This is a genomic window from Bosea sp. 29B, from assembly GCF_902506165.1.
Taxonomy (GTDB): domain Bacteria; phylum Pseudomonadota; class Alphaproteobacteria; order Rhizobiales; family Beijerinckiaceae; genus Allobosea.
Genome location: NZ_LR733817.1, coordinates 1 through 24,825, shown reverse-complemented (window position 1 = coordinate 24,825; position 24,825 = coordinate 1). Strand labels below are relative to the sequence as shown.

The following is a 24,825-nucleotide window of genomic DNA, read 5'->3' as shown; positions in this document are numbered from 1 at the left end:
TGCGTCCGGGCGTCAGCCGGCCAGCTTGGCAGCGATCCCGGCGACGTGCTTGCCCTGATAACGCGCTCCGGCGAGCTCGTTCTCCGAAGGTTTGCGCGAGCCGTCGCCGGCGGCGATGGTGCTGGCGCCATAGGGCGAGCCGCCGGTGATTTCCGCCAGCGTCATCTGGCCCTGGAAGCTGTAGGGCAGGCCGACGATGACCATGCCCTGATGCAGCAGCACGGTATGGGTCGAGAGGATTGTGCTCTCCTGGCCGCCATGCTGGGTCGCGGTCGAGGTGAAGACGCTGCCAACCTTGCCGATGAGCTTGCCCTGGAACCAGAGGCCGCCGGTCTGGTCGAGGAAGTTCTTCATCTGCGCCGGCATGTTGCCGAAGCGGGTGGGGACGCCGAGGATGATCGCGTCGTAATCGGGAAGCTCGTCGACTGTGGCGATCGGCGCGGCCTGATCGAGCTTGAAGCCGGACTTGCGGGCGACCTCCTCGGGGACGAGCTCGGGCACGCGCTTGATCACCGCCTCGGCGCCGGCCTCGCGCACCCCTTCAGCGACGGCCTGCGCCATCGTCTCGATATGGCCGTAGCTCGAATAGTAGAGAACCAGAACCTTCGTCATCGAAATCGTCCTTCTTGGGGGCGAGCTGCCGGAGCGCGAACGTCCGGCAGCCCAGGTTGAGCCTGCTAAGACAGTTGTCCACTCACGAGCGTGACAGTTCAGCCGCGCTGCGAGACGGTGGTGTAGCTGGTGATCAGGTTGCGATAGTCGGGGATGTGGTTCGAGAAGAGCGCCCCTAACCCCTCGACATCGTTGCGCCAGTCGCGGTGCAGTTCGCAGGCGACGCCGAACCAGGTCATCAGCTGGGCGCCTGCATCCGACATGCGCTGCCAGGCCGACTGGCGGGTGATCTCGTTGAAGGTGCCGGACGCGTCGGTGACGACGAAGACGTCGAAGCCGGCCTCGATCGCGGCCAGCGCCGGGAAGGCGACGCAGACCTCGGTGACGACACCGGCGATGATGAGCTGCTTTCGCCCGGTCGCCTTCACCGCCTTAACGAAGTCCTCATTGTCCCAGGCGTTGATCTGGCCGGGGCGCGGGATGAACGGCGCATCCGGGAAGGTCTGCTTGAGCTCGGGGACGAGCGGGCCGTTCGGGCCATCCTCGAAGCTGGTGGTCAGGATCGTCGGCAGCTTGAAGTATTTGGCGAGGTCGGCCAGCGCCAGCACGTCGTTCTTGAACTTGTCCGGGTCGATGTCGCGGACCAGCGAGAGCAGGCCGGCCTGGTGGTCGACCAGCAGGACGGCGGCCTTGTCCTTGTCGAGGCGGGTATAGGGCTTGGTCATGGTCGTTCTCCGTGAACGTGGATGTCCGGCATCGCGGCGGCGGACAGCGCCGGTGCCGGCGTCAGGCCGGAGTCTTGCTGGCCGGGATCTTGCCGAAGCGACCGTTCTGGAAATCGGCCATGGCCTGGCGGATCTCGTCGCGGGTGTTCATGACGAAGGGGCCATGCATCGCGACAGGCTCATCGATCGGCTCGCCGCTGAGGACGAGGACGGTGGCGTCGGTCTCGGCCTCGATCGTCGCTTCGCCGCCAGTGCGATCTAACAGCACGAACTGGGCTTCGCGGGCCTTGTCGGCGCCGTTGATCAGGACGTTGCCACGCAGGACGACGATGCCGAGGGTGCGCCCTTCCGGCAAAGCGAGCGAGGTTTGCCCGTCGCGCTTCAGACGGAGGTCCCAGATGTCTATCGGGGTGAAGGTCCGGGCCGGGCCGGCATGGCCCTGATAGTCGCCGGCGATGACACGCAGCGTGCCGGCGCCATCCGGCAGCGCGACCGCGGGAATGTCCCTGTCGAGCAGGGCCTGGTAGCCGGGGGCGGCGCTCTTGTCCTTCGCCGGCAGGTTGACCCAGAGCTGGACCATGTCGAGCGTGCCGCCCGAGCGGGTGAAGGCCTGCGAGTGGAATTCCTCGTGCAGGATGCCGGAAGCCGCGGTCATCCACTGCACGTCGCCGGGGCCGATCAGGCCGCCCTGGCCGGTGGAATCGCGATGCTCGACCTCGCCCTGGTAGACGATGGTGACGGTCTCGAAGCCGCGATGCGGGTGGACGCCGACGCCGCGAGGCTTCTCCGTCGGAGCGAACTCGGCCGGGCCGGCATGGTCGAGCAGCAGGAAGGGGCTGACATGCTCGCCCTGGGCGGCGTGCGAGAACATCGAGCGGACGGGAAAGCCGTCGCCGACCCAATGGGCGGTGGGGCTGCTGTAGATGCCGCGAACCTGTCGCATGGCCTGATCTCCTCGGATGCGCCGTGCGGCGCTGTGTTGTCGAAGAGATTATTGGTGGGACAGAGAGCGCAGTAGCCGGCATAGTTCAGCCACTCTGTCCTACTGGCAGGACAATGGTGGCGCGATGCAGGACCTGAACGACCTCTATTTCTTCGCCCAGGTGGTCGAGCATCAGGGCTTCGCCGCCGCCGCCCGCGCCATGGGCATGCCGCGCTCGCGCCTGAGCCGACGCCTCGCATTGCTGGAGGAGCGGCTCGGAGTCAGGCTGGTGCAGCGCTCGACCCGGCGCTTTGCGGTCACCGAGATCGGCCGGGAATATCACCGGCATTGCCTCGCCATGCTGGTCGAGGCCGAGGCGGCGCAGGAGGCGATCGACCGGGTCCGAGCCGCGCCGCAGGGCGTGGTGCGCGTCGCTTGTCCCTCGGCCGTGCTCTATTTCCAGGTCGGGGCGATGATCGCCCGCTTCCTCGCTGCCTGCCCGAAGGTCGAGGTGCAGCTGGAAAGCACCAATCGGCGCGTCGACGTGATCCGCGAGGGCTTCGACATCGCGATCAGAGTGCGTTTCCCGCCTTTGGAGGAAAGCGAACTGGTGATGAAGGTGCTGGCCGAGAGCCGGCAATGCCTGGTTGCGGCGCCGCAATTGCTGACACAGCTCGGGCGCGCCCTCGTCCCGGCGGATATCGGCGCTTTGCCGAGCCTGTCATGGGGCGGGACGCAGCAGAGCCATGAATGGCGGCTGCAGGGGCCTGATGGCGCCGAGGCCAGCATCCGCCACCAGCCGCGCTTCGTCACCGAGGACATGGTGGCGCTGCGCCATGCCGCGCTGCAGGGTGTCGGCGTCGTGCAGATGCCGACCATGGTGGTGACCCAGGACATCAAGGCGGGGAAGCTGGTGCATGTCCTGCCGGACTGGGCGCCGCGGGCCGGCATCATCCATGCCGTTTTTCCGTCTCGGCGCGGCTTGCTGCCCTCGGTCAGGGCGCTGCTCGATTTTCTCGCGACGGAGTATGCGCGGCTGGACGCCGAGAGCCGCTAAACGAGAGCGGCCGGGCATTTGCCCGGCCGCCATTAAGTGCCTTGCTGTCGGCGGTCTCGCCTACTTGAACGCGATCACCACGCCGTCGGCGCCGATCGTGGCCTGCAGGCCCTGGCGACGGGTGTCGAGGCTGAGGGTCACGCCCTTGTCGTTCTTGAGCCAGACGCGGCCCTGGCCGGCGCGGCCGACGGCCCAGCCTTCCTTGAGCTGGACATAGGGACCTGCCAGGTCGTTGCGTGTGGTCAGGCCGTAGACGCGTCCGCTGGCGACGACGCGTGCGGCGCCGATGCCGCCGATGCCGAGCCCGCCGACCGAGATCGGATAGGAGCGGCCGCGATAGGTGAAGGTGCCGCCGCCGAGCTCGCCGGAGGCCAGGAAGGCGACCGAGATCTGCTCGATCTTGACCGTACCGGTCTGCGGACCCAGCGTTCGCGGCTGGGCCACGGCCGTGCCGGTAACGAGGGCAAGCGCAGCAGCGCCGGCGAAGAGAGATTTGATGGCGGGCACGGTCAGTACTCCTTGGTGATGCAACGGAGTCTACAACTGCCGGGAAGCCCGGCAGTTCCGTGTGCCCACCGCGCCGCCTAGCGCGCTTTCCGTTCAGCCGGACTCGGCTGAACGAAGAGAATTCGCGCAAAATCAAAAGGTTGAGCATGTTCTTGCCGCAAAAGTGGTGCCCACTTTTGCGGAACATGCTCAGCGGAATGGCGGGCTGTACTGGATGCCGCCCTTGCTCCAGAGCTCGTTCGGGCCGCGCGCCAGCTGCAGGCGCGAGCTCTTGCCGAGATGGCGCTCGAAGCTCTCGCCGTAATTGCCGACGGCCGAGATGATGTGCACGACCCAGTCGTTCGTGACGCCCATCGCCTCGCCCATCTTGCCGTCGAGGCCGAGGAAGCGCTTCACCTCGGGGTTCGAGGATTTCAGCATCTCCTGGACATTGGCCTTTGTGATGCCGAGCTCCTCGGCGTTGATCAGGGCGAGGACGGTCCAGCGCACCAGGTTGAACCAGGTCTCGTCGCCGGTGCGGACCCAGGGGCCGAGAGGCTCCTTCGAGACCACCTCCGGCAGGATGACGTGATCGTCGAGGTCCTGCAGCTTCATCCTGACGGCCGAGAGGGCCGAGATGTCGGTGGTGTAGGCATCGCAGCGGCCGGATTCGTAGGCCTTGAGAGCTTCTTCGGATGTTCCGAAGGCGGCAGCCTCGTATTTCACGCCGAGCTTGCGGAAATAGTCGGCGAGGTTGAGCTCGCTGGTCGTGCCCTGGGCGACGCAGACCGAGGCGCCGCCGAGCTGGGCGGCGGAGGAGACGCCGAGCTTCTTCGAGACCATGAAGCCCTGGCCGTCATAGTAGTTGACGGTGGTGAAGGTGACGCCCTGGCCGGCATTGCGCGACAGCGTCCAGGTCGTCGTGCGCGGCAGCACGTCGATCTCGCCGGCCTGCAGCGCGATCAAGCGGTCTTTCGAGGTCAGCGAGACGAAGCCGGCCTTCTCGGTGTCGTTGAAGATCACCGCGGCGAGCGCCCGGCAGATGTCGATGTCGAAGCCACCCCAGCGGCCGTTGGCGTCCTGCGTCGAGAAGCCGGCGACGCCGGGGCTGGTGCCGCAGATGATCTTGCCGCGCTCGCGGATCATCTGGAGCGTGTCGGCGGAAGCGGGCGCCGAAAAACCGGCAGCGAGCGCCAGCGCGGCAACGAGACTTAGCAAGGTCCGTTTCATCATAGATCCCCTGTTGTTGTTTTCAGGCAAAGCTCTCCCGTCGCGGCAGAGACGCTGCCCCGCCGCGTTCGTCGTCTTTCGTCGTCCTGCCTCAGGCGACCTTGGCGGTCGCCGGCTGTTCCAGCGCGATCAGCAGTGCGTCGAGGTCGTTCCAGAGGTCGTCCGGATCCTCGAGGCCGACACTGATCCGCAGTGACGGGCCCTGATGCGGCCACGGCACGACAGTGCGGTCGCCCTCGGGTGCCAGCGGCGCGATCAGGCTGCGCGTGCCGCCCCAGGACGCGCCGATGGCGAAGACCCGGAGCGCCGAGAGCGCCTTTTCCAGCAGAGCATGCGGCACCGGCTTCAGGACGACGCTGAACACACCTGACGAGCGGCCCATGTCGCGCTTCCAGAATTCATGGCCGGGGCAGGAGGGCAGGGCCGGGTGCAGCACGGTCTCGACTGCGGGTGAGCGGGTCAGGCGCCGGGCGAAGTCCTCGGAGACCTTGCCCATGTGGGCAAGGCGCAGCGCCAGGGTTTCCAGGCCGCGCAGAGCGAGCTGGCATTCGTCGGGCGAGACGCCGACGCCGAGGCCGCGCAGCGTCTCCTTCAGTTTCTCGCGCAAGCCAAGGTCGGCGACGGTGATCGAGCCGAGCAGCAGGTCGGAATGGCCGCCGACATATTTGGTCAGCGCCTCGCAGGCGAAATCGACGCCATGGGCCAGCGGCTTGAAGATCAAGGGCGTCGCCCAGGTGTTGTCGCAGCCGACGAGCACGCCCTTGGCCTTCGCCGCCTTCACGATGGCGGGGATATCCTGCACCTCCATCGTGTTCGAGCCCGGCGACTCGACCCAGACCAGCTTGACCTTGTCGTCGATCAGATCGGCGATGCCGGCGCCGATCAGCGGGTCGTAGACGCCGTAATCGATGCCGCGCGGCTTCAGGTAGTCCTCGCAGAAGCTGCGCACCGGCTGATAGACCTGATCGGGGATCAGCACCTTGTCGCCCGGCAACAGTACCGAGAGCAGGACGATGGTCACCGCCGCCTGGCCGGAGGGGACGAGGACCGTGCGCACGCCGCCATGCAGCGCGGTCAGTTGCGCTTCGAGTGTGCGGTGCGTCGGGGTGCCGTGCAGGCCGTAGGTATAACCGTCGAAGCCGCGATGCTTGCGGGCGAAGAAGCTGGCCGCGTCGGGATAGACGATGGTCGAGGCGCGGTGCGTCGGTACGGTGAGGCTGGCATAGCCCTCTTCGTTGACGACGGGATGGTGAACGCTGCGGGTCGCGTCGTGCATGGGAAGAGGTCCTTTCGTGGGAGAAAGGTTCCCTCTGCGCGGCCTTGCCGGCAATCAGGCAAAACTCATGGCTCGATGCCTGGATGTTATGACCTGGCGGGCTAGCGCACTTCCATCAGGCAGTCGATGAAATCGCGCACCAATTGCGATTTCGGCCGGTCGAGCGGCAGGATCAGCAGGCTGCGGCTCTGCACCTCCGGCTCGAAGGGGCGCAGCACCAGCCGGGTCGGATCGGCGCCGGCGACCGCATAGGGACTGACCAGGCCGACGCCGACGCCTTCCGCGACGAGGGCGCAGACGGTCGCGGCGTAGATGGTCTCGACGACGATGCGCGGCTTGACGCCGGCCTCCGCGAAGATGCGGTCGAGCCGCTGGCGGGCGCGATCCTCCGGCACATAAGCGATGAAGGGCAAGTCGTGCAGGTCGGCCGGGCCGATCAGCTCCTTCTCGGCAAGCGGATGGCCGAGTGGCAGGGCGCAAAGCACGCGCGGCTGGACGAAGAGCTGATGAAGGACGCCGGAGACGTCGATCTCGTCTGCGGCAAGACCGATATCGAAGGCGCCGGAGGCGACGCCGTCGCGGACATCGCGCGAGGGCAGCACCATCAGCGTCACCGCGATCTCCGGGCGCCTGTCACGGAAGCGGCGTACCGCCCGCGGCACCAGCGACGAGCCCAGCGCCGAGAGCGAGCCGACGCGCAATTGGCCGGCGCCGTGGTCGCGGATACGGGCGGCGGTGGCGCGCAGCGTGTCCATGCCGAGGAAGGAGGCCTGGACCTGAGCATAGAACAGTTTGCCCTCGGGCGTCGCGACGATGCGGTTGCGGATGCGGTCGAACAGCAGGAAGCCGAGCGATTTCTCCAGCTCGGCGATGGCGCGGCTGACGCCGGGCTGGGTGACGCCGAGCAGCTCGGCGGCGCGCGAGATCGTGCCGGCCTTCATGACCGCGGCGAAGGTTTCGAGCTGTCGGCTGTTCAAGCGGCGTCCGCCCCAAGGCTGTCGTGCGGCGCCAGCCTAGCCGCGGCGCCGAGCCGAGGGAACCGGGGCGTTGCTTGGCGGGAAGATCGCAGCTTCAAGGCAAGGGAGTGAAAGGTTTGTTCGCGGCTGCGGGAGAGCGCAAGCCCTCCCCCCGCTTGCGGTGGGGAGGGTTGGTGGGGGGCAGTGCCGCTTGGCGCGACATGAAAGAACAGCCGAGCCCCGTTTTCCGTCCCCCCATCCCTAACCCTTCCCCACCGCAAGCGGGGGGAAGGGAATGCGCTCTGCCTTCGCTCGATTGCTCGGATTGCCGCTTAACCGCGGATTTACCCTGTTCCTTTAGGTTCTGCGGGCATAACTCCAAGAAGGAAGCGCCAAGCGATGCTTGCCCAGGCCCTGAAGCTGCCTGATCCTGCCAATGAGGATGCTCCGGGGGCGGAAGCGGCAGCGCGGGCCGTGCGTGAGATCGCCGAACGCTTCGGCAAGCTCAGCGCCGAGATCACCGATATTTCCGGGCGTGTCGGCGACGTCAACGCCGAGCTGGACCGGCAGACCGATGGTTTGCACCGCGTCGTCGCTTCGGTCGAGCAGGTCTCGCGCTCGAACCAGGCGATCCAGCAGGCGGCCGATACCGCCCAGCAGGCGGCCTCCGTGGTCAAGAGCGGGCTGGAGCGGGTCACCGGCGCGGTCCGCCAGGGGCTGAATGCGGCACAGAACGACATCGCCGAATTGTCGGACGGTGCGCAATCGATCTCGCAGGCGCTGAACGAGGCCGTCGGCCGCGCCCACAAGGCGCGCGAGGCCAGCGAGGCGATCCAGACGATCACGCGCGAGATCCAGCTGCTCTCGATCAATGCCGGCGTCGAGGCGGCGCGCAGCGGCGCTGCCGGGCGTGGCTTTGCGGTGATCGCCGCTGCGGTGAAGCAGCTCGCCGAGCAGACACGCGACGCGACGGCCGCCAGCGCCAAGCAGCTCGACGCGCTGGTCGCGACCGTCGATCAGCTGGCGAAGCAGAGCGAGGCGAATGCGCTGGCGGCGCGGCGCGCCAGCGACGAGAGCCAGGGCATCTCGCAGCAGATCGGCGAGCTCGATCATTTCGGCCGTTCGGTGGCCGGGCTGATCTCGGAGATCGACTCGATCTCGGCGCCGGCACGCGAGAATGCGGCGGCGTTCGCGCAGGTCGGCGACGAGATCAAGGGACTGGCCGCCGGGGTCGATCAGTCCGGCCGCAATCTCGAGGTCGCGGCCCGGCGCGGGGCGTCGCTGGTCTCGACCAGCGAGGCGGTGCTCGGCGCGATCGCGAACTCAGGCGTGCGCACGCCGCAATCGGACATGATCGAGATCGCGCTCGAGGCGTCGGCGGCGATCGCCGGCCTGTTCGAGCAGGCGCTGGCGACGGGCCAGGCCAGCCAGGCGGACCTGTTCGACGAGGCCTACAGGCCGATTCCCGGCAGCGACCCCCAGCAATTCATGAGCCGTTTCACCGAGCTGACCGACCGGCTGCTGCCTTCGGTGCAGGAGAAGATGCTGTCCGCGAGCAAGCGGATCGTCTTCTGCGCGGCGGTCGACCGCAACGGCTACCTGCCGACGCACAACCGCAAATATTCGCAGCCGCAGGGACAGGACCCGGTCTGGAACAACGCCAATTGCCGCAACCGGCGCATCTTCAACGATCGCACCGGCCTCGCCGCGGCGCGCAACCAGAAACCGTTCCTGCTGCAGACCTATCGGCGCGACATGGGCGGCGGCAATTTCCTGGTGATGGAGGATCTGTCGGCGCCGATCGTCGTCAGGGGCCGGCACTGGGGCGGGGTCCGGTTCGGGCTCAGCGTCTGAAGGAGTAGGGCGGAGCCTTAACCGTCCTGTGCGAGGTTCCTAGTCGCGTACGAGTTTCGAGTTGCGGACATGCATATCGCGCCATCCTTCCCCAATCTCTCGGTGCTGCTGATCGATCCCAGCCCGCACTATCGGCGCATCATCCGTACCATGCTCTACCAGGCGCAGCTGCAGCGCGTGTTCGAGGCGGCCGATCTCGCTACGGCGGCGACGACCTTCATCCAGAAGCAGCCCAACATCGTCATGCTCGACTGGGACCTGCCGGACGGCGACAGCGTGAAGTGCCTGGCCTCGATCCGCTCCTTCAAGACCTCGCCCTTCGCCAAGGCACCGGTGCTGGTGATGATGGAAAAGCCCGACCGGCGCGCCGTGGTGCAGGCCGCCAAGCTCGGCGCGCACGAGATCATCATCAAGCCGATCTCGCCGAACAATCTCTGGCTGCACCTCTCGGGCATCATCAACATACCCCGCAAGTACAAGGAAGCGAACGGCAGCATCTCGCTGGTGCCGCGCGCGATCAGCAACAGTCTGTTCTGATGCTGAACGAAGCTGCCGCGGAACGGTCACAATCCTTGCCGCGAACCGGGGCGGTTAGCGAAATTTTTACCAATCCCGGAGATGCTTCCCAGTCAATAAACACAGGGCGCGCCGCCGTGGTCATCACCGTCTCCCTTCCGCCTTTCCTCGGCCGATCAGAGGCTGCTGCTTTCCGTAACCAGCTCCTCGTCGCGCTGGAGCAGAAGGAGAGCATCGCGGTCGAATGCGCCGAGGCCGGGCCGTTTCCGAGCGTGTGGATCCAGCTCCTGCATTCGGCTGCCAGCAGCGCCAAGGCGCGCGGCCTCAGCGTCACGCTCAAGGCGGCCTCGGACGAGTGCCGCCAGTCTTTTCAAGCGATCGGGTTCGACCCGGCGCAAAGCGCTCTCGTTCTGGAGTGATCCCGCGATGAAGATCCTCGCGATCGACGATACCAAGACTCTGCTCAGCCTGCTCAGCATGACGCTGCGGAATGCCGGCCACGAGGTGGCGGAGGCGGAGAACGGCGAAGAGGGGCTGGCGCGCTTCGACCAGTTCAAGCCCGATCTCGTCATCACCGACCTCAACATGCCGATCATGGACGGCATCGAGTTCACGCGCGCCTGCCGCGCGCGCCCGGCCGGCCAGAACACCCCGATCATCGTGCTGACCACCGAGAACGGCGCCGAGATCAAGGCGGAAGGCCGCCGGGCCGGCGCCAGCGCCTGGATGGTCAAGCCGTTCGAGCCAAACACCCTGCTCGGCCTCGTCGCGCGCTACCAGAACTGAGGCGGCCTATGGATCCCCTGGCGGAACTCAAGCAGACCTTCTTCCAGGAGTGCGAGGAGCTCCTCGGCGCGCTGGAGCAGAAACTCCAGGCGCTCGACGAGGGCTCGACCGATTCCGAGGACGTCAACGCCGCCTTCCGCGCCATCCACTCGATCAAGGGTGGTGCCGGCGCCTTCGGCTGCACCGAGCTCGTCGGCTTCGCCCATGTCTTCGAGGCGGCGCTCGACCATCTCCGCTCGGGCCGCGTCGCGCTGGCGGATGCGCCCTTCACCCTGTTCCTGCGCTGCTCGGATGCCGTCGCGGATCTGGTCGCCGCTGCCCGCAACGACGAGGTTGCGCCGGTTCGCCCCGACCTTCTCGCTGCGCTCGAACAGGTCGGCCAGGCCAAGGCGGCTGCGCCCGCAGCCCCGGCTGCTCCTGTCGCGCCTCCAGCTGCTCCTGCGGCCGATGCCCCCGTCGGCATCGCTGCGCTCGGCAACCTGCTCGCCATGGTCGATGCCAAGATGGGCGCTCCCGCAGCGCCAGCCGCGGCCAATGACGGCTGGGACGATGACGAGCCCGTCGCCGCCCAGCCCGTTCGCAAGCCCGGTCACGACGTCCGCATCAAGATCACGCCGGAAGCCGATCTGTTCCGCCGCGTGATCGAGCCGCGCGTCGCGATCGGCATCCTGCCGGCGGAGGAGATCGTCTCGGTCTCCTGCGACCTCAGCCATGTGCCGCCGCTCGAGACGCTCGACGTCACCGACTGCCATATGCGCTTCACGGTGATGATGCGCACCGAGCTCAGCGCCGACGAGATCGTCGCGAAGTTCGACTTCACCCTCGCCAACGAGGAGTTCGAGGTCGAGGTTCTGGCGGAGGCGGAAGCTGCGGCGGAGCCCGTGGCCGCACCGGCTCCCATCGCCGCTCCCGAGGTGCCCCAGAATGTCGCCGCCGACCTGTCGGCGATCCTTGCCCGGCTCGGGCCGGCCGCGGACGCCGCGCCGCAGCCCGATATCCAGCCCGCCGCCGCGCCCGCGGTGGCACCGGTCGCTGCTGCGCCTGCAACCGCAACTGCTCCGGCGGCGGCACGTGCGGCTGCGCGGCCCGTCTCCAACGAGGCCGCCGCGCGCCAGCGCCAGGCGGTCAGCGTGCGTGTCGATCTCGATCGCATCGACCGGCTGATGAACCTGGTCGGCGAGATCGTCATCACCCAGTCGATGCTGGTCGAATGCGTGCGCTCGCTGCCCTATGACGTCTATGCCAAGACCGCCGAAGGCATCCTGACCCTGTCGCGCCAGACGCGTGAATTGCAGGACCATGTCATGGCGGTGCGCGCCCAGCCGGTGAAGGCGGTGTTCCAGCGCATGCCGCGCCTGGTGCGCGAGCTCGCCCAGACGCTCGGCAAGGAAGTGAAGCTCGTCCTCGAAGGCGAGAACACCGAGGTCGACAAGACGATCATCGAGGAACTGGCCGATCCGCTCACCCACATGATCCGCAACTCGATGGATCACGGCGTCGAGACACCGGAGGAGCGTATCGCCGCCGGCAAGAACCCGGAAGGCACGATCAGGTTGATCGCCGAGCATCGCGCCGGCCGCATCGTCATCTCGGTCACCGATGACGGGCGCGGCATCGGTCGCGACAGGCTGCTGGCCAAGGCGAAATCCCGCGGTCTCGTCGGTGCCGACGAGAAGCTTGCGCCGGAAGAGATCGACCAGCTGATCTTCGCCGCCGGCCTGTCGACGGCGGACGCGGTCAGCGACATCTCAGGCCGCGGCGTCGGCATGGACGTGGTGCGCCGCAACGTCGAATCGCTCGGCGGCCGCATCAGCGTCGATTCCGAGCCCGGTCGCGGCTGCAAGTTCACGCTCGCTTTGCCGCTGACGCTCGCCGTGCTCGAAGGCATGGTGATCCGCTGCGGCGACGACCGCTACGTCATTCCGATCGCCAGCGTGATCGAGACGCAGCACCTCGCCAACACGCCGATCGAGCACCTGACCTTCGGCCAGGAAGTGCTGCGCTGGCGCGGCGAGATCACGCCGCTCCACCGGCTCGGGGCCGTGATGGGCTCGGCCGGCACGCGCGACGAGAACATCATCATCATCGCGGAGACCGAGCGCGGCGGCAATGTCGGCATCGCCGTCGACGAGATCGTCGGGCAGCAGCAGGTCGTGGTGAAGAGCCTCGAGTCGAATTACGGCACGGTCAACGGCGCCTCCGCCGCGACCATTCTGGGCGACGGCCTCGTCGCGCTCATTCTCGATGTCGACTCGATGTTGCGCCTGGCCGCATCGGGTGTCCGCCAACCCGTTCCCGAACTCAAACTGGCTGGATGAACCATGTCCCTGCAGCTCAGCGAAAAGCATTTCACCTCGGCGCAGCCTGAGTCCGCAGCGCGCCGGATCGTCACCTTCCGGGTCGGCGACCGCACCTTCGGCATCGATGTCGGCATGGTCCGCGAGATCAAGGGCTGGCAGGCGACGACGCCGCTGCCGCATGCGGCCCCGCATGTGCGCGGTGTCCTCAACCTGCGCGGCGTGATCCTGGCGGTCTACGATCTGCGCACCGCGATCGGCCTCGGCTCCACCGAGGCGACCGCGACCCATGTGATCGTCGTCGTCGATGTCGAGGACAAGACCGCCGGCTTGCTGGTCGACTCGGTCTCCGACATCGTCGACGTGCCGGTCAGCGCGGTCCGGCCGGCGCCGGATCTGGAGCGTGACGAGCACGGGCTGATCGAAGGCCTCGTCCTGCTCGACACCGAGATCGTCGCCTTGCTCGACCTCGCCGCGGTGATCCGCGACGGCGGCGACAACCAGGACAAGCAACTGCGCGTCGCCTGAGCGTCGTCGGCCTTGCCCGGTAGCGCCCAGCCGGAATGCCGAATGATGGCCAGGAACGCCTGAGAGACAAAAAGAACCGATGACTCAGCTGGGCGCCTTCTCGAAACTCTCGGTCAAGCTGCCGGCGCTGTTCGCCGGCGGCGCTGCCGTTTCGGGTGGGCTCGTCGCATACGCGGTCCAGCAGAGCGCAACCGCCCGGCTCGGCGCCATCGGCCTGTCCAGCCAGCAGGTCGAGGCGGCCCTGTCGGGTTTCGCAAGCACGGCCTTGCCGTTCGGCGTCGCCGGCGTGGCTGTTGCGGCAGGTCTTGGCTGGCTCGTGGCCCGTTCGCTGGCGCGGCCGATGATGGCGATGCGCGAAGGCATGGAGAAGCTCTCGGAGGGTGCGCCCGGCGCCACGCCGGAGCTCGCCCGCCGCGACGAGATCGGCCAGCTCTCGCGGGCTCTGCGCCAGGTCCAGGAAAGCTCGGTCGAGGCCGGGCGGATCCGGGCGGCCCTCGACGGCTGCCGCACCGCGATCATGGTCTGCGATGCGAACGGGCGGATCGTCTACGTCAACAAGTCGCTGCTCAAGTTCTTCAGCGAGGCGCAGGAGGATTTCCGCGCTGCCTTCCCGGGTGTCTCGGCCAAGGACATGCTCGGCAAGGTGCTGGAGCTGTTCGCCGGCCCGCAAGGCATTCCCGAAGCGCGCGCGATGCGCGTCGCGCTCGGCCGGCGCATGGTCGGGCTGACGCTGACCGTCACGACGCAGCCCGATGGCCAGAGGCTCGGCTCGACGATCGAGTGGCGCGAGCTGACCGAGGAGTTGCGGGCCGCCGACGAGGTCGCGGCCGTCGTCGCCGCCGCGGCGGAGGGCGATTTCTCCCGGCGCGTGCCGCTCGCCGGCAAGCCCGAGGCGCTGCAGCGCATCGCCACGGGCGTCAACGAGATCAACGCGATCGTCGAGGCCGCCACCGACGAGTTCGCCGCCGTGCTGGCCGGCCTCAGCGAAGGGGATCTGACGGGCCGTATCGATGGCGTCTATGACGGGCGGCTCGGCGAGCTGAAGGCCGGGCTCAACCAGACTTTGGCACGGCTGACGCAGACCGTCTCCGGCATCCAGCTGGCAGCCGCGCATGTCGCGGCGACGGCGGTGGAGATCAAGGCGGGCGCGGTCGACCTTGCCGGGCGCACTGAACAATCGGCTGCAGGCCTGGAAGAGACGGCCGATACCACCGGCCAGCTCGCGGCCTCGATCACGCAGAGCGCCGGCCGCTCGCGCGCCGCGACTGAGCTCGCCGGCGAGGCGATGGCGGTCGCCGGCAGCGGGCAGCAGGTCGTCGCCGAGACGATCGCAGCGATCGGGCAGATGGAGCAGTCCTCGGCGCGGATCGCCGAGATCGTCACCGTGATCGACGGCATCGCCTTCCAGACCAACTTGCTGGCGCTGAACGCTGCGGTCGAGGCCGCCCGCGCCGGTGAGGCCGGGAAGGGCTTCGCCGTGGTCGCAAGCGAGGTGCGCACTTTGGCGCAGCGCTCGGCCACGGCCGCCAAGGACATCAAGGGCGTGATCGCCAATTCAAATGCGCAGGTTGCCGAAGGCGTGCGCCTGGTGCGCCGGACCGGCGAGACGCTCGGCAAGATCGTCACGGCGGTCGAGCAGGTCTCGGCGACGGTGTCGGAGATTTCGCAGGCGAGCGCCGGTCAGGCCGGCGACATCGCCGCGATGAGCCGCTCCGTCACAGCGATGGACGAGGCGACGCAGCAGAATGCGGCACTGGCCGAGCAGAGCGCCGGCGCGGCGGCGAGCCTCGCCGAGCAGACACAGGCGCTGCGCGAGCTCGCCGACGTCTTCCGCTTCGAGCGGCCGATGGCTCATGCACGATCGCTGCCGGCCCCTGCACTGAGCGAGCCGCGCCGTGCGCCGGCCCGCCAGGACCATCATCGTTCCACCGAAGCCCGCCCCGCCACTCCGCGCCGCCGCGTCGCCGGTGGCGGCCGGATGGATGAGTGGGTCGAGTCCTAAGCCGCGCCACAGAGTCAGAGCATGCTTGCCCCGCAACCTGTCCAGTCAGACACCACGCTCAGCCGGGACGATATGGCCCTGGTGGCCAAGCTGGTCTACGAGCACGCCGGCATCGTCATCCGCGAGCACAAGGAGGCGATGGCGCGCGGCCGGCTGGCGCGGCGCGTCAAGGTGCTCGGCCTCGGCTCGATCGCGGAATACTGCGCCTATCTGCGCACGCCGTCGGCGAGCGACGAGATTCCCGAGCTGATCAACGCGGTCACCACCAACCACACCGCCTTCTTCCGCGAGCGCCATCATTTCGACCACCTGCGCAAGGACGTGCTGCCGCGCCTGATCCAGGAGCGGGCAGGGCGGCGCGGGCGCATCCGGATCTGGTCGGCGGCCTGCTCCTCGGGCGAGGAGCCCTACAGCGCCGCCGCGATCTCGCGCGACGTGATCGGCCATCGCAGCGATCTCGACTTCAAGATCCTCGCGACCGACATCGACACTGACATCCTCGACCGGGCGGCGGCGGGGCAATACCCGGCCGAGCAGTTCGACCGGCTGCCGGCGGACTTACGCCCGCTGCTCAGGCTGGAGGGCCAGAGTTCCCGCGGCGAAGCCCGCATCGCCGAGGACCTGAAGCGGCTCATCGCCTTCAAGCGGCTGAACCTGATCGAGCGCTGGCCGATGAAGGGGCCGTTCGACGTGATCTTCTGCCGCAACGTCTTCATCTATTTCGATACACCGACCAAGGCCGCGATCCTCGACCGCTATGTCGCCCTGCTGCAGCCCGGCGGCTTCCTCTATCTCGGCCATTCCGAATCCCTGCCGCAGCCGCATCCCCAGCTCAGGCTGATCGGCCGCACCATCTACGAGCGCACGCCATGAGCCTGACCCGATCCTCACGGCGCTATTTCGATCCGCGCTTCGAAGCGACCATCATCACGGTTGCGCCGGGCGAGCACGAGATCACCTCGGCCAAGGACGAGATCGTCGCCACCGTGCTCGGCTCCTGCGTCTCAGTCTGCATGCGCGACCCGCAGATCGGCGTCGGCGGGCTAAACCATTTCCTGCTGCCGAAGAACAATGGCGGCACCGACGCCAGTGCCGGCGAGCGCTATGGCGACACTGCCATGGAAGTGCTGATCAACGGGCTGCTCAAGCGCGGCGCCAGGCGCGGCCAGCTCGAGGCCAAGGTCTTCGGCGGTGCGCGCGTGCTCTCCGGCGCCACCATGCTGGCGATCGGCGAGGGCAACATCATCTTCGTCAACGAGTTCCTCGCCCGCGAGGGCATTCCGGTGGTATCCAGGGATGTCGGCGGCACACGTTCGCGCCGCATCCACTACCAGCCCGCGACCGGGCGCGCCTGGGTCCAGCACGTCCAGCAGGCGGCGCGCGATCCCGAGCGCGAGCAGGAGATGGCCTACCTCAACCGCCTCAAGACCCAGCCGGTGGCTGGTGAAGTGGAGATCTGGTGATGAGCCCGCTGACCTCGTCCGCCGGCCCGGTGAAGGTCCTCGTCGTCGACGATTCCGTGCTGATGCAGAAGTTGATGACGCAGATCATCAACTCGACGCCCGGCTTCCAGGTGATCGGCGTCGCCGGCAGCGCCGAGGAGGGCTGGGACGCGATCCAGGACCTGCGGCCCGACATCCTGACGCTCGATCTCGAGCTGCCCGGCCGGCACGGCCTCAAGCTGCTGGCGCGGGTGCTGAAGCAGGACCCGCTGCCGGTGCTGATCGTCTCTGCCTTCGGCGGGCCGGGCGCCGACAACACCATCCAGGCGCTGGAGCTCGGCGCGATCGACTTCATCGAGAAGCCGGACGGGTCAACGCATACGCTCGAAGGCTTCATGAAGCATGTCGCCGCGGCGCTGCAGCGCGCCTCGGCCAGCCGGCGGATGCTGGCGGCCGCCAAGGGGCTCGTGGCCCAACAGCGGTCGGCCATGGCCGTGCCGGTCAGGCCGACGGTGGCGTCTCATGCGCCAGCCAATCACGGCAAGGTCGCGCTGATCGCGATCGGCGCCTCGACCGGCGGCGTGCCGGCGGTGCAGACCGTGATGCGCGACGCCGCGCATTTGCGCCTGCCGATCGCCGTGGTGCAGCACATGCCGGCGGGCTACACCGCCAAGTTCGCCGCGCGGCTCTCGGCCGCGACCGGGCTCGACGTGCGCGAGGCGGCCGATGGCGAGCGGCTTCGGCCGGGCATGGCGGTCGTGGCGCCGGGCGGCCCAAAGCATCTCGAGATCGAGGAGCGCCGCGGCGAGCTCATCTGTCATCTCAAGGAGGCGCCGCTGGTCAGCGGGCACTGCCCCTCGGTCGACGTGATGTTCCATTCGGTTGCCCGGGCGCTCGGGGCGCATGCGATCGGCGTGCTGCTTACCGGCATGGGCCGCGATGGCGCTGACGGTTTGTTAGCCATGCGCAAAGCCGGCGCTGCGACGTTAATCCAAAGTGGCGAGACCTGTGTGGTAAACGGGATGCCGAAAGCCGCGTTCGAGTTGGGCGCCGCCGAACGGGTCGTGCCGCTCGACCAGATCGGAGGCGCCATCGCGGCACTGCTGGGCGAGCGCCCGCAGCAGCGCACCGCATAGATCATCGCGCGTCCGAACGGACGCGGTCACGATGATCTATCACATTGTTATCGCATCGGATTCCTCCGAAAAGTGGAGTCCATTTTTCGGTCCGATGCTATAGGAGAGTTGCCATGTCCAAGGCGAGAAGCGACTACCGCATCCTCGTGGTCGACGACCAGAAGAGCATGCGTGGCCTTGCCACCTATTTCCTCAAGCAGATCGAGTTCCAGGACATCGACGAGGCGGAGAACGCCCGCGAGGCCCTGATGAAGATGCAGACCAAGCGCTATGATCTGCTGCTGCTCGACTGGAACATGGACGGGATGAGCGGCATCGACCTCCTGCGCGCCATCCGCTCGGTGCCGGAACTCAACCAGATCAAGATCATCATGGCGACCTCGGAACGCTCGGTCGACAAGATGGACGAGGCGACCAGCAACGGCGCCGACCATTATGTCGTGAAGCCCTATGAGCTGCGCGATCTCGAGGTGCGCGTGAAGAAGGTGCTCGCCTGCTGAGCGGCCGGCGGCCCTGGCGAATGATCGACGCCCCGGCCCGCGCCGGGGCGTTTTTCATTTTCGCTCGCGGATATCTTACTTTGCGAGTAGGCTCGATCGGCCTTAGCCTCGCAACATCGCGGAGCTTGCCCATGCGCTTCAGTCGTCGCCAGATTCTCGCCTTGCTCGCGCTCGCACCGGCTACTCCGGCGCTCGCCGCGCAGGGAGAGGGCAATGCCTACGCCTTCAGCTTCGACCGGGCGGAAGGCGGGCGCATCCCGCTCTCGGCTTATCGCCACAAGCCGATCCTGATCGTCAACACGGCGACGCAGTGCGGGCTGGCCGGGCAATTCGCCGGGTTGGAGCAGCTCTGGGAGCGCTATCGCGAGCGCGGCCTCGTCCTGATCGCGGTGCCGAGCAATGACTTCGGCGGGCAGGAGCCGCTCGACGGCGCGGCGATCGCCGAAGCGGTCCGCCAGAGCCATGGCGCGAACTATCCGATCACCCAGAAGAACGTGGTGCGCGGGCCGGATGCCCACCCGTTCTATCGCTGGGCCGCCAACCAGCGCCCGAGCGAGTTGCCGAGCTGGAATTTCCACAAATACCTGATCGGCCGCGACGGCAGCCTGGTCGGCAGTTTCAGCTCGCGGATGGACCCGCTCTCGCCGGAACTGATCCGTGCGATCGGGCAGGAGCTGGCGAAGGACTGAGGGGCAGGCAGCACCCTATCCCCGTCACCTTGCGGGAGAGGGTGCTGGGGTGAGGGGGCTCGCGACGCTGCCAGCCCTTGGACAAGAGCCGCCATCGACGCCGACCTGAGCGCCCTCAACTGCGCGCCGAGATGCCCTCGATGCGAACGCGCTCGATCCGCGCCGTCAGACCGAAATACCGCATTTGCTCATCTGCTCGTTCCTGTAGCCGATGGCCGCCTTGCTGGTACCGGCTGGCGCCCTGAACTTGCTGTGCCTGTTCTGCGTGGCGTAGGTCGCGAAGACCGATGCGTAGCATTTGCGGTTGGAAAACCCACGCTTCTTGGCGCTTGCGATCCCGGTTTTATAGGCGGACCTGGCCGCCTCGGCCGGTACGATGGCCATCAGGAAGACCGCGATTGCGGCCAGCAGAGCAGCGGGCTTGAGCATCGGGAATCTCCTCGAGGCCAGAGCGGGGTAAGATCGCCCACTCGGCGTGGCTATGGAGTCCTGTTCTCGCCGTATCCCCCCAAATGGGGAACAATCACGTCAATCGGGGCCGCACACGGTCTCAACTGCGCGCGTAGATGTCCTCGATGCGGACGATGTCGTCCTCGCCGGTGTAGCTGCCGACCTGGACCTCGATCAGCTCGAGCCCGATCTTGCCGGGGTTCTTCAGCCGGTGCGTGCAGCCGATCGGCAGATAGACGGACTCATTCTCGTGAACGAAGCGGACGGTGTCATCGAGCGTGACCTCGGCCGTGCCGCGCACCACGACCCAGTGCTCGGCGCGGTGGAAATGCTTCTGCAGGCTGAGCTGGCCGCCCTCCTTGACGTGGATGTGCTTGACCTGGAAGCGGGCGCCGATGTCGATGCGCTGATACCAGCCCCAGGGCCGGTAGATGCGTAAATGCTCGCTGGCTTCCGGGCGCCCATCCGCCTTCATCTGCTCGACCAGGGTCTTGACCTTGCCGGCCGCCGCCATCGAGGCGACGAGCACGGCATCGCGGGTCGAGACCACGACGACGTCGTCGAGCCCGACCACGGTGGTCAATACCTCCTCGCTGCGGATCAGCGAGCGGCGGGTATCGAGCGCGACCGCCGGACCCTCCAGCACGTTGCCGTCGCCGTCCTGCGGCTTGATCGCATGGATCGAATCCCAGGAGCCGACATCGGACCAGTCGAAAGAAGCAGCGAGCATGCCTGCATGGGCGGTGCGCTCCATCACGGCATAGTCGATCGAGATCTTGGTGGCCCTGCCGAAGCTGTCGGGGTCGAGCCGCAGGAAGTCGAGGTCCCGGCTCGCCTTGTCGACCGCGGCCTCGGCCGCCGAGAGCACGTCAGGGGCATGGCGCGAGAGCTCCTCGCGCATGGTCTTGGCCGAGAACAGGAAGTTGCCGCTGTTCCAGAGATAGCCTTCGGCGACGTATTTCTCGGCGACATCGAACTTCGGCTTCTCGACGAAGCGGGAGAGGCGATTGGCACCGGGCTCCGACAAGGCCTCGCCGGGGGCGAGATAGCCATAGGCGGTCGACGGATGCGTCGGCTTGATGCCGAGCGTCATGATCAGGCCGGTTGCGGCCAGGCGGGCGGCGCGCTTGCAGTCCTGGCGGAAGGCTTCGGTATCGCCCACGACATGGTCGGAGGCGAGCGCGACGCAGACGGCCTCGGGGTCGCGCTTGCCGGCCATGACCGTGCCGACCGCGATGGCCGCGGCGGAATCGCGCCGCTCGGGTTCGAGCACGATCTCGCCCTTGATGCCGAGCGCCAGCATCTGCTCGGCGACGATGAAGCGGAAATCATTGTTGGTGATGACGATCGGCGCGCCGAAGGCTGGATCGACCAGGCGCTGCAGCGTCGCCTGGAAGGTCGAGAGGCCATCATCCAGCAGTGCGATGAACTGCTTCGGCATGGTGTCGCGCGAGAGCGGCCAGAGCCGGGTGCCGGAGCCGCCGGCCATGACGAGGGGAACGATCTTTGCAGTCATATCGAACTTCCGGCGGGAACTGGTCCGTTTAGTCCTACAGCAGTGAAGCTACCATCCGATAAACGCTCATAAGGAGAGGCGGGTGGTATCGGTCGAGGTATTGTTCACCCTTTCGGCTTCTGCCCCGGCCGGAACGCGACGACGACCGCCGGGTCGGTTTCGATATAAGGGCCCTCGATCAGGTCGATGCAGTAGGGGATCGCCGGCATCACCGCGTCGAGGCATTCGGCGATGGCGCGCGGGCGGCCGGGCAGGTTGACGATCAGCGACTTGCCGCGAATGCCGGCAAGCTGGCGCGAGAGGATCGCGGTCGGCACCTTGGCGAGGCTGACCTGGCGCATCAGTTCGCCGAAGCCCGGCATCAGCTTGTCGATCACGTCCTCGGTCGCTTCCGGCGTGACGTCACGCGGGGCCGGGCCGGTGCCGCCCGTCGTGACGATCAGGCAGCAACCTTCCTTGTCGGCGAGCTCGGTCAGCGTCTGCGCGATGCCGGCGCGCTCGTCGGGGATGACACGCGTCACCGCCTGCCAAGGGCTGGCCAATGCCTTGCTGAAATAGTCGAGGATGGCCGGCCCGCCCTCGTCGGCATAGACGCCGGCCGAAGCGCGGTCGGAGACGGTGACGATGCCGATCTTCGCAGGCGATGCCATGGTTCGTCCTTTGTGCCTGTTCGGAACTTTTCTCAGCCCTCATCCTGAGGAGCGATCGCAGATCGCGTCTCGAAGGATGCTCTAGCGGATTCCGGAGCCTCCTGAAGCATCCTTCGAGACGCCGCTTCGCGGCTCCTTAGGATGAGGGCTCGTTTGGTCCAATCGAGTTTCAAACCCGGTAGAAATCGCGATACCAGCGCACCATCCGACCGATGCCGTCGGCGAGCGGCGTGTGCGGGCGGAAGCCGACGGCCGCCTCCAGCGCCGAGACGTCGGCGGCGGTACGCAGCACGTCGCCGGGCTGGCGCGGCCTCATCTCCATCACCGCCTTTTTGCCGAGCGCCTGCTCGATCGTGGCAATGAAGTCCATCAGCGGCACGGGATCGGAATTGCCGATATTGTAGAGCCGCCAGGGGGCAGAGGAGGTGGCGGGGCCGGGCTCGTCGCTCGACCAGGCGGAGTCGGGCGCAGCGACCTGGTCGAGCACGCGCACCACGCCCTCGACGATATCGTCGACATAGGTGAAGTCGCGCTCGTGCTTGCCCTCGTTGAAGACCTCGATCGGCTCGCCGGCCAAGATCTTCCGGGTGAAGATCATCGGCGCCATGTCGGGCCGGCCCCAGGGGCCATAGACCGTGAAGAAGCGCAGGCCCGTGGTCGGCAGCCCATAGAGATGGCTGTAGGCATGAGCCATGCCCTCGTTCGCCTTCTTGGTCGCGGCGTAGAGGCTGACCGGATGGTCGACATTGTCCTCGACGCGGAAGGGTGTGCGGGTGTTGGCGCCGTAGACCGAGCTCGACGAGGCGTAGACGAGGTGCCCGACGCCATTGCGGCGGCAGCCCTCCAGCACATGGCCGAAGCCGGTGAGATTGGAATCGAGATAGGCCTGCGGGTTCTCGATCGAGAAGCGCACGCCCGCCTGGGCGCCGAGATGGACGACGCGCTCGAAGCGCCCTTCGGCAAAGAGCCTGGCCATGCCGTCGCGATCGGCGAGGTCGAGCTTTTCGAAGCTGAAGCGGTTGCGGCCGTCGAGGCGGGCGAGCCGCGCCTGTTTCAGGGCCGGATCGTAATAGTCGTTGAGATTGTCGGTGCCGACGACCTCGTCGCCGCGTTCGAGCAGAACCCGGGCTGTCTCGTTGCCGATGAAGCCGGCCGCCCCCGTCACCAGAACGCGCATGATCCTCCTAGCGCCAGTCGCGGCGTTTCGTCCATCGTCTATCGAGCAGCTTGCTGCCCCGGTCAACGCGGGCTGCGGTCGCGCCAGTGTCTCAGCCGCATGCGCGCTGCCGCGGCCAGCTTGGGCAGGGCGGCGGAGTGGCCGGCGAGCGCGACGATCGCATTCGCCATCTCCTGCCGTTCGCCCCAGGGATAGGCAGACGGATCGACCCGGTCGCCGGCGCCGCTGTCGAGCAGGAAGGGGCGGCCCGCGGCGAAATCGGCACGCAGCATCGCGATGGCGAGCGCCCGCCCGGGCGAGAGCCGGGCCTTGCCCTCGTCATAGGCGATCTTGAGGAAATGCGACTGGCCGGCGAGGTCGAGCAGCAGGCCGCCGGCGATGGGCTGGTCGTCCAGCCGGAGCAGGTCGACGCGGATGGCGTCGGCGGCGGCGAAATTCCCGATGATCTCGCGGATATAGGCGCCGTCGCGCGCCAGGCTGGTAAGAGCGGTGCCGCCACGGCCTTTCCAGCCGGCCGCCTCAAGCGCGAGAAAATCCTCCAGCGTGGCGATGGCTTCGGCGCCACGATGGCGCTGATAGGCGAGCGTGCCGGCCTTCTCCAGCTGGCGATGCTGCTGCATGCGCTTCTTGTAGCCCTGGCCGAGGGCGCGGCGCAGATAGCGCTCAGCGTCGTCGCCGGGTTCCGGGACCAGCATCGGCCGCTGCCAGCGCTCGAAGGTCGCGATGGAGCTGCCGGTTGCCGCCAGCGCGGATTCGAGCGCGGCGAAGACGTTGCCCTGCATGGGCAGCAGCGGCAGCTTCAGGATCTTCGGCAGATCGGGTGCCTCGGCGATGGTCAGGATCAGGGCCGCGGCGGCGTCATGCGCACGCCCGCGATCGAGCACCGGGGCCGAGGACACCTCGTAGAGCGACACCAGCGGCGCTTCGAGGACCGGGACGAGACCGCTGTGGAGGCTGCGCGTTCGACGCAGGGCCCAAAGGCCGAGGAGGTCTTCGCCGTCGGACGCATGGGCAGCCAGCACGACGATGTCGTCGTTTGCGATGCCGAAGCTCAGGGCCGCCGCGACGGCTGCCGGAGCCATATGCAGATTGGGCGCCTCGGCGCGCCGGCAGAGATCGGCGAAGGCTTCGGCGTAAACAGCGCCATAGGTCCCGGCCGGCAGGCGGCGGACCGCGATCGAAGCGGTCATGGGCGCGATGGGCCACCACGGCGGCGCAGGCCGAGCACGAAGGCGATCACCTGCGCGGTGGCGAGATAAAGCTCCTCGGGGATGCTGTCTTCGAGCTCGACCGCCGAGAGCGCCTGCGCGAGCGCTGCGTTCTGCTCGATGGCGATGTCATGTTCGCGCGCAGTCTCGATGATCTTTTCAGCGACGACGCCATGGCCCTTGGCGGTGACGCGCGGCGCGCCCTGACCGTCATATTCGAGCGCGACGGCGAGCGGCAGCGGTTGCGATTGGCTCATGAGCGGCGGTCCAGGAACTGGCCGGCGGCCGCCTTGGCCTGCTGCGGGTGGCCGGTGAAGACCTCGAACTCGGCGCTGTCGAAGCGCGACCTGAGCAGCGAGGTCTCCAGATCGGGAGTCGCCTGACGCAGCAGGCGGCTGGTGTCCTCGCGCTCGGCCCAGAAGGAGACGCCGATGGCGCGGCCTTGCAGCGTGACCACGCCCTGCAAGGCCCCGAGCGGCTCGACATCGAGCGCGAAGCGCACGCGCCAGAGCGGCGCCTCGGGCGTGGCGGAGCCGGATTGCGGGGGATCGCGCTCGATCTCCAGCGGCAGCACGGCGGTGCCATTCGGCAAGGCGAGCGGGATCTCGGTCAGCCAGCGCGCTGGTGGCTGCTGGTCGAGGCGCGCGGCCTCCGGCGGCAGCGAGGCGTACTGGGCGAGCGCGATGCGATCGAGCGCGGCCTCGGCCTGGCCGAACAGGGTCTGCGCGATCGCGGCCGGGCGGGCGGCGCTGGTCAGGCTCGGCTCGGCCGCCGGCTGCGGGGTCAGCAGGCCGTCGCGGGGCGGGGCGG

27 protein-coding genes are annotated in these 24,825 nt (G+C 67.7%); 13 read left to right on the top strand and 14 right to left on the bottom strand.

The annotated features are described in order from the left end of the window. Positions 1–12: 12 nt before the first annotated feature. From wrbA to GV161_RS00125, 3 genes are all read right to left on the bottom strand, one after another. Positions 13–612 (bottom strand): NAD(P)H:quinone oxidoreductase, encoded by a 600-nt coding sequence (gene wrbA / locus GV161_RS00135; RefSeq protein ID WP_152012406.1) that lies wholly within the window; start codon positions 610–612, stop codon positions 13–15. 98 nt (positions 613–710) lie between these two features. Further along, the gene (gene ycaC, locus GV161_RS00130) at positions 711–1,337 is read right to left on the bottom strand and encodes an isochorismate family cysteine hydrolase YcaC (RefSeq protein ID WP_152012407.1); all 627 of its coding nucleotides are present in this window, start codon (positions 1,335–1,337) and stop codon (positions 711–713) included. A gap of 61 nt (positions 1,338–1,398) precedes the next feature. Further along, positions 1,399–2,280 carry a pirin family protein gene (locus tag GV161_RS00125; protein WP_152012408.1) on the bottom strand — a complete coding sequence of 294 codons (882 nt, stop codon included), beginning with the start codon at positions 2,278–2,280 and terminating at the stop codon, positions 1,399–1,401. A 124-nt stretch (positions 2,281–2,404) separates the two neighbouring features. Here GV161_RS00125 and GV161_RS00120 point away from each other — a divergent pair, with 124 nt between their 5' ends. Beyond that, entirely contained in the window at positions 2,405–3,316 is a 912-nt protein-coding gene (locus GV161_RS00120; protein ID WP_152012409.1) for a LysR family transcriptional regulator, read from the top strand. A 60-nt stretch (positions 3,317–3,376) separates the two neighbouring features. Here the strand turns inward: GV161_RS00120 and GV161_RS00115 are convergent, their stop codons facing one another. From GV161_RS00115 to GV161_RS00100, 4 genes are all read right to left on the bottom strand, one after another. After that, positions 3,377–3,823: a hypothetical protein gene (locus GV161_RS00115; protein WP_152012410.1), complete on the bottom strand. Its 447-nt coding sequence runs from the start codon at positions 3,821–3,823 to the stop codon at positions 3,377–3,379. Positions 3,824–4,012: 189 nt separating this feature from the next. Beyond that, positions 4,013–5,032 (bottom strand): amino acid ABC transporter substrate-binding protein, encoded by a 1,020-nt coding sequence (locus tag GV161_RS00110; RefSeq protein ID WP_152012411.1) that lies wholly within the window; start codon positions 5,030–5,032, stop codon positions 4,013–4,015. A 91-nt stretch (positions 5,033–5,123) separates the two neighbouring features. Next, a complete protein-coding gene (gene metC, locus GV161_RS00105) occupies positions 5,124–6,308 on the bottom strand; it encodes a cystathionine beta-lyase (protein WP_152012412.1) in 1,185 nt (394 codons plus the stop codon). Positions 6,309–6,409: 101 nt separating this feature from the next. Beyond that, positions 6,410–7,285 (bottom strand): LysR substrate-binding domain-containing protein, encoded by an 876-nt coding sequence (locus tag GV161_RS00100; RefSeq protein WP_152012413.1) that lies wholly within the window; start codon positions 7,283–7,285, stop codon positions 6,410–6,412. 378 nt (positions 7,286–7,663) lie between these two features. Between GV161_RS00100 and GV161_RS00095 the strand changes: the two genes are divergently transcribed. From GV161_RS00095 to GV161_RS00040, 12 genes are all read left to right on the top strand, one after another. Continuing rightward, entirely contained in the window at positions 7,664–9,118 is a 1,455-nt protein-coding gene (locus GV161_RS00095; RefSeq protein ID WP_152012414.1) for a methyl-accepting chemotaxis protein, read from the top strand. Between the two features lie 69 nt (positions 9,119–9,187). Then, complete coding sequence (locus GV161_RS00090) at positions 9,188–9,655, top strand: response regulator (RefSeq protein WP_152012415.1); 468 nt, start codon at positions 9,188–9,190, stop codon at positions 9,653–9,655. Then, positions 9,655–10,053 (top strand): STAS domain-containing protein, encoded by a 399-nt coding sequence (locus tag GV161_RS00085; RefSeq protein WP_152012416.1) that lies wholly within the window; start codon positions 9,655–9,657, stop codon positions 10,051–10,053. The genes GV161_RS00090 and GV161_RS00085 overlap by 1 nt, the downstream gene beginning before the upstream one ends. A 7-nt stretch (positions 10,054–10,060) precedes the next feature. Continuing rightward, on the top strand, positions 10,061–10,420 hold the full coding sequence (locus GV161_RS00080; RefSeq protein WP_152012417.1) for a response regulator: 360 nt from the start codon (positions 10,061–10,063) through the stop codon (positions 10,418–10,420). An 8-nt stretch (positions 10,421–10,428) separates the two neighbouring features. Next, positions 10,429–12,738 carry a chemotaxis protein CheA gene (locus GV161_RS00075; RefSeq protein WP_152012418.1) on the top strand — a complete coding sequence of 770 codons (2,310 nt, stop codon included), beginning with the start codon at positions 10,429–10,431 and terminating at the stop codon, positions 12,736–12,738. A gap of 3 nt (positions 12,739–12,741) precedes the next feature. After that, positions 12,742–13,245, top strand: coding sequence for a chemotaxis protein CheW (locus tag GV161_RS00070; protein ID WP_057190852.1), 504 nt, complete (start codon positions 12,742–12,744; stop codon positions 13,243–13,245). A 79-nt stretch (positions 13,246–13,324) separates the two neighbouring features. Then, complete coding sequence (locus GV161_RS00065) at positions 13,325–15,247, top strand: methyl-accepting chemotaxis protein (protein WP_152012419.1); 1,923 nt, start codon at positions 13,325–13,327, stop codon at positions 15,245–15,247. A 21-nt stretch (positions 15,248–15,268) separates the two neighbouring features. Continuing rightward, complete coding sequence (locus tag GV161_RS00060; protein WP_244623901.1) at positions 15,269–16,120, top strand: protein-glutamate O-methyltransferase CheR; 852 nt, start codon at positions 15,269–15,271, stop codon at positions 16,118–16,120. After that, the gene (locus GV161_RS00055; protein WP_152012420.1) at positions 16,117–16,710 is read left to right on the top strand and encodes a chemoreceptor glutamine deamidase CheD; all 594 of its coding nucleotides are present in this window, start codon (positions 16,117–16,119) and stop codon (positions 16,708–16,710) included. The genes GV161_RS00060 and GV161_RS00055 overlap by 4 nt, the downstream gene beginning before the upstream one ends. After that, entirely contained in the window at positions 16,710–17,825 is a 1,116-nt protein-coding gene (gene cheB, locus GV161_RS00050; RefSeq protein WP_152012421.1) for a chemotaxis-specific protein-glutamate methyltransferase CheB, read from the top strand. The genes GV161_RS00055 and cheB overlap by 1 nt, the downstream gene beginning before the upstream one ends. Before the next feature lie 113 nt (positions 17,826–17,938). Further along, complete coding sequence (locus tag GV161_RS00045) at positions 17,939–18,325, top strand: response regulator (RefSeq protein ID WP_057190857.1); 387 nt, start codon at positions 17,939–17,941, stop codon at positions 18,323–18,325. Positions 18,326–18,456: 131 nt separating this feature from the next. Beyond that, a complete protein-coding gene (locus GV161_RS00040; protein ID WP_152012422.1) occupies positions 18,457–19,014 on the top strand; it encodes a glutathione peroxidase in 558 nt (185 codons plus the stop codon). 165 nt (positions 19,015–19,179) lie between these two features. On the opposite strand, the gene GV161_RS00035 is transcribed toward GV161_RS00040, so the two are convergent. The 7 genes from GV161_RS00035 to GV161_RS00005 all read right to left on the bottom strand — a co-directional run. Continuing rightward, positions 19,180–19,443, bottom strand: a complete 264-nt coding sequence (locus GV161_RS00035) for a hypothetical protein (protein ID WP_152012423.1) — start codon at positions 19,441–19,443, stop codon at positions 19,180–19,182. Between the two features lie 121 nt (positions 19,444–19,564). After that, on the bottom strand, positions 19,565–20,980 hold the full coding sequence (locus GV161_RS00030; RefSeq protein ID WP_152012424.1) for a mannose-1-phosphate guanylyltransferase/mannose-6-phosphate isomerase: 1,416 nt from the start codon (positions 20,978–20,980) through the stop codon (positions 19,565–19,567). A gap of 104 nt (positions 20,981–21,084) precedes the next feature. Beyond that, positions 21,085–21,630 carry a molybdopterin adenylyltransferase gene (mog, locus tag GV161_RS00025; protein ID WP_152012425.1) on the bottom strand — a complete coding sequence of 182 codons (546 nt, stop codon included), beginning with the start codon at positions 21,628–21,630 and terminating at the stop codon, positions 21,085–21,087. Positions 21,631–21,799: 169 nt separating this feature from the next. Further along, positions 21,800–22,807 (bottom strand): NAD-dependent epimerase, encoded by a 1,008-nt coding sequence (locus tag GV161_RS00020; protein ID WP_152012426.1) that lies wholly within the window; start codon positions 22,805–22,807, stop codon positions 21,800–21,802. 62 nt (positions 22,808–22,869) lie between these two features. Continuing rightward, a complete protein-coding gene (locus tag GV161_RS00015) occupies positions 22,870–23,997 on the bottom strand; it encodes a GNAT family N-acetyltransferase (protein ID WP_152012427.1) in 1,128 nt (375 codons plus the stop codon). Then, the gene (locus GV161_RS00010) at positions 23,994–24,272 is read right to left on the bottom strand and encodes an EscU/YscU/HrcU family type III secretion system export apparatus switch protein (protein WP_152012428.1); all 279 of its coding nucleotides are present in this window, start codon (positions 24,270–24,272) and stop codon (positions 23,994–23,996) included. Before GV161_RS00010 ends, GV161_RS00015 begins: the two co-directional genes overlap by 4 nt. Next, a partial coding sequence (locus tag GV161_RS00005) for a flagellar hook-length control protein FliK (RefSeq protein WP_201304691.1) occupies positions 24,269–24,825 on the bottom strand: 557 nt, incomplete at its 5' end. The genes GV161_RS00010 and GV161_RS00005, both read right to left, overlap by 4 nt.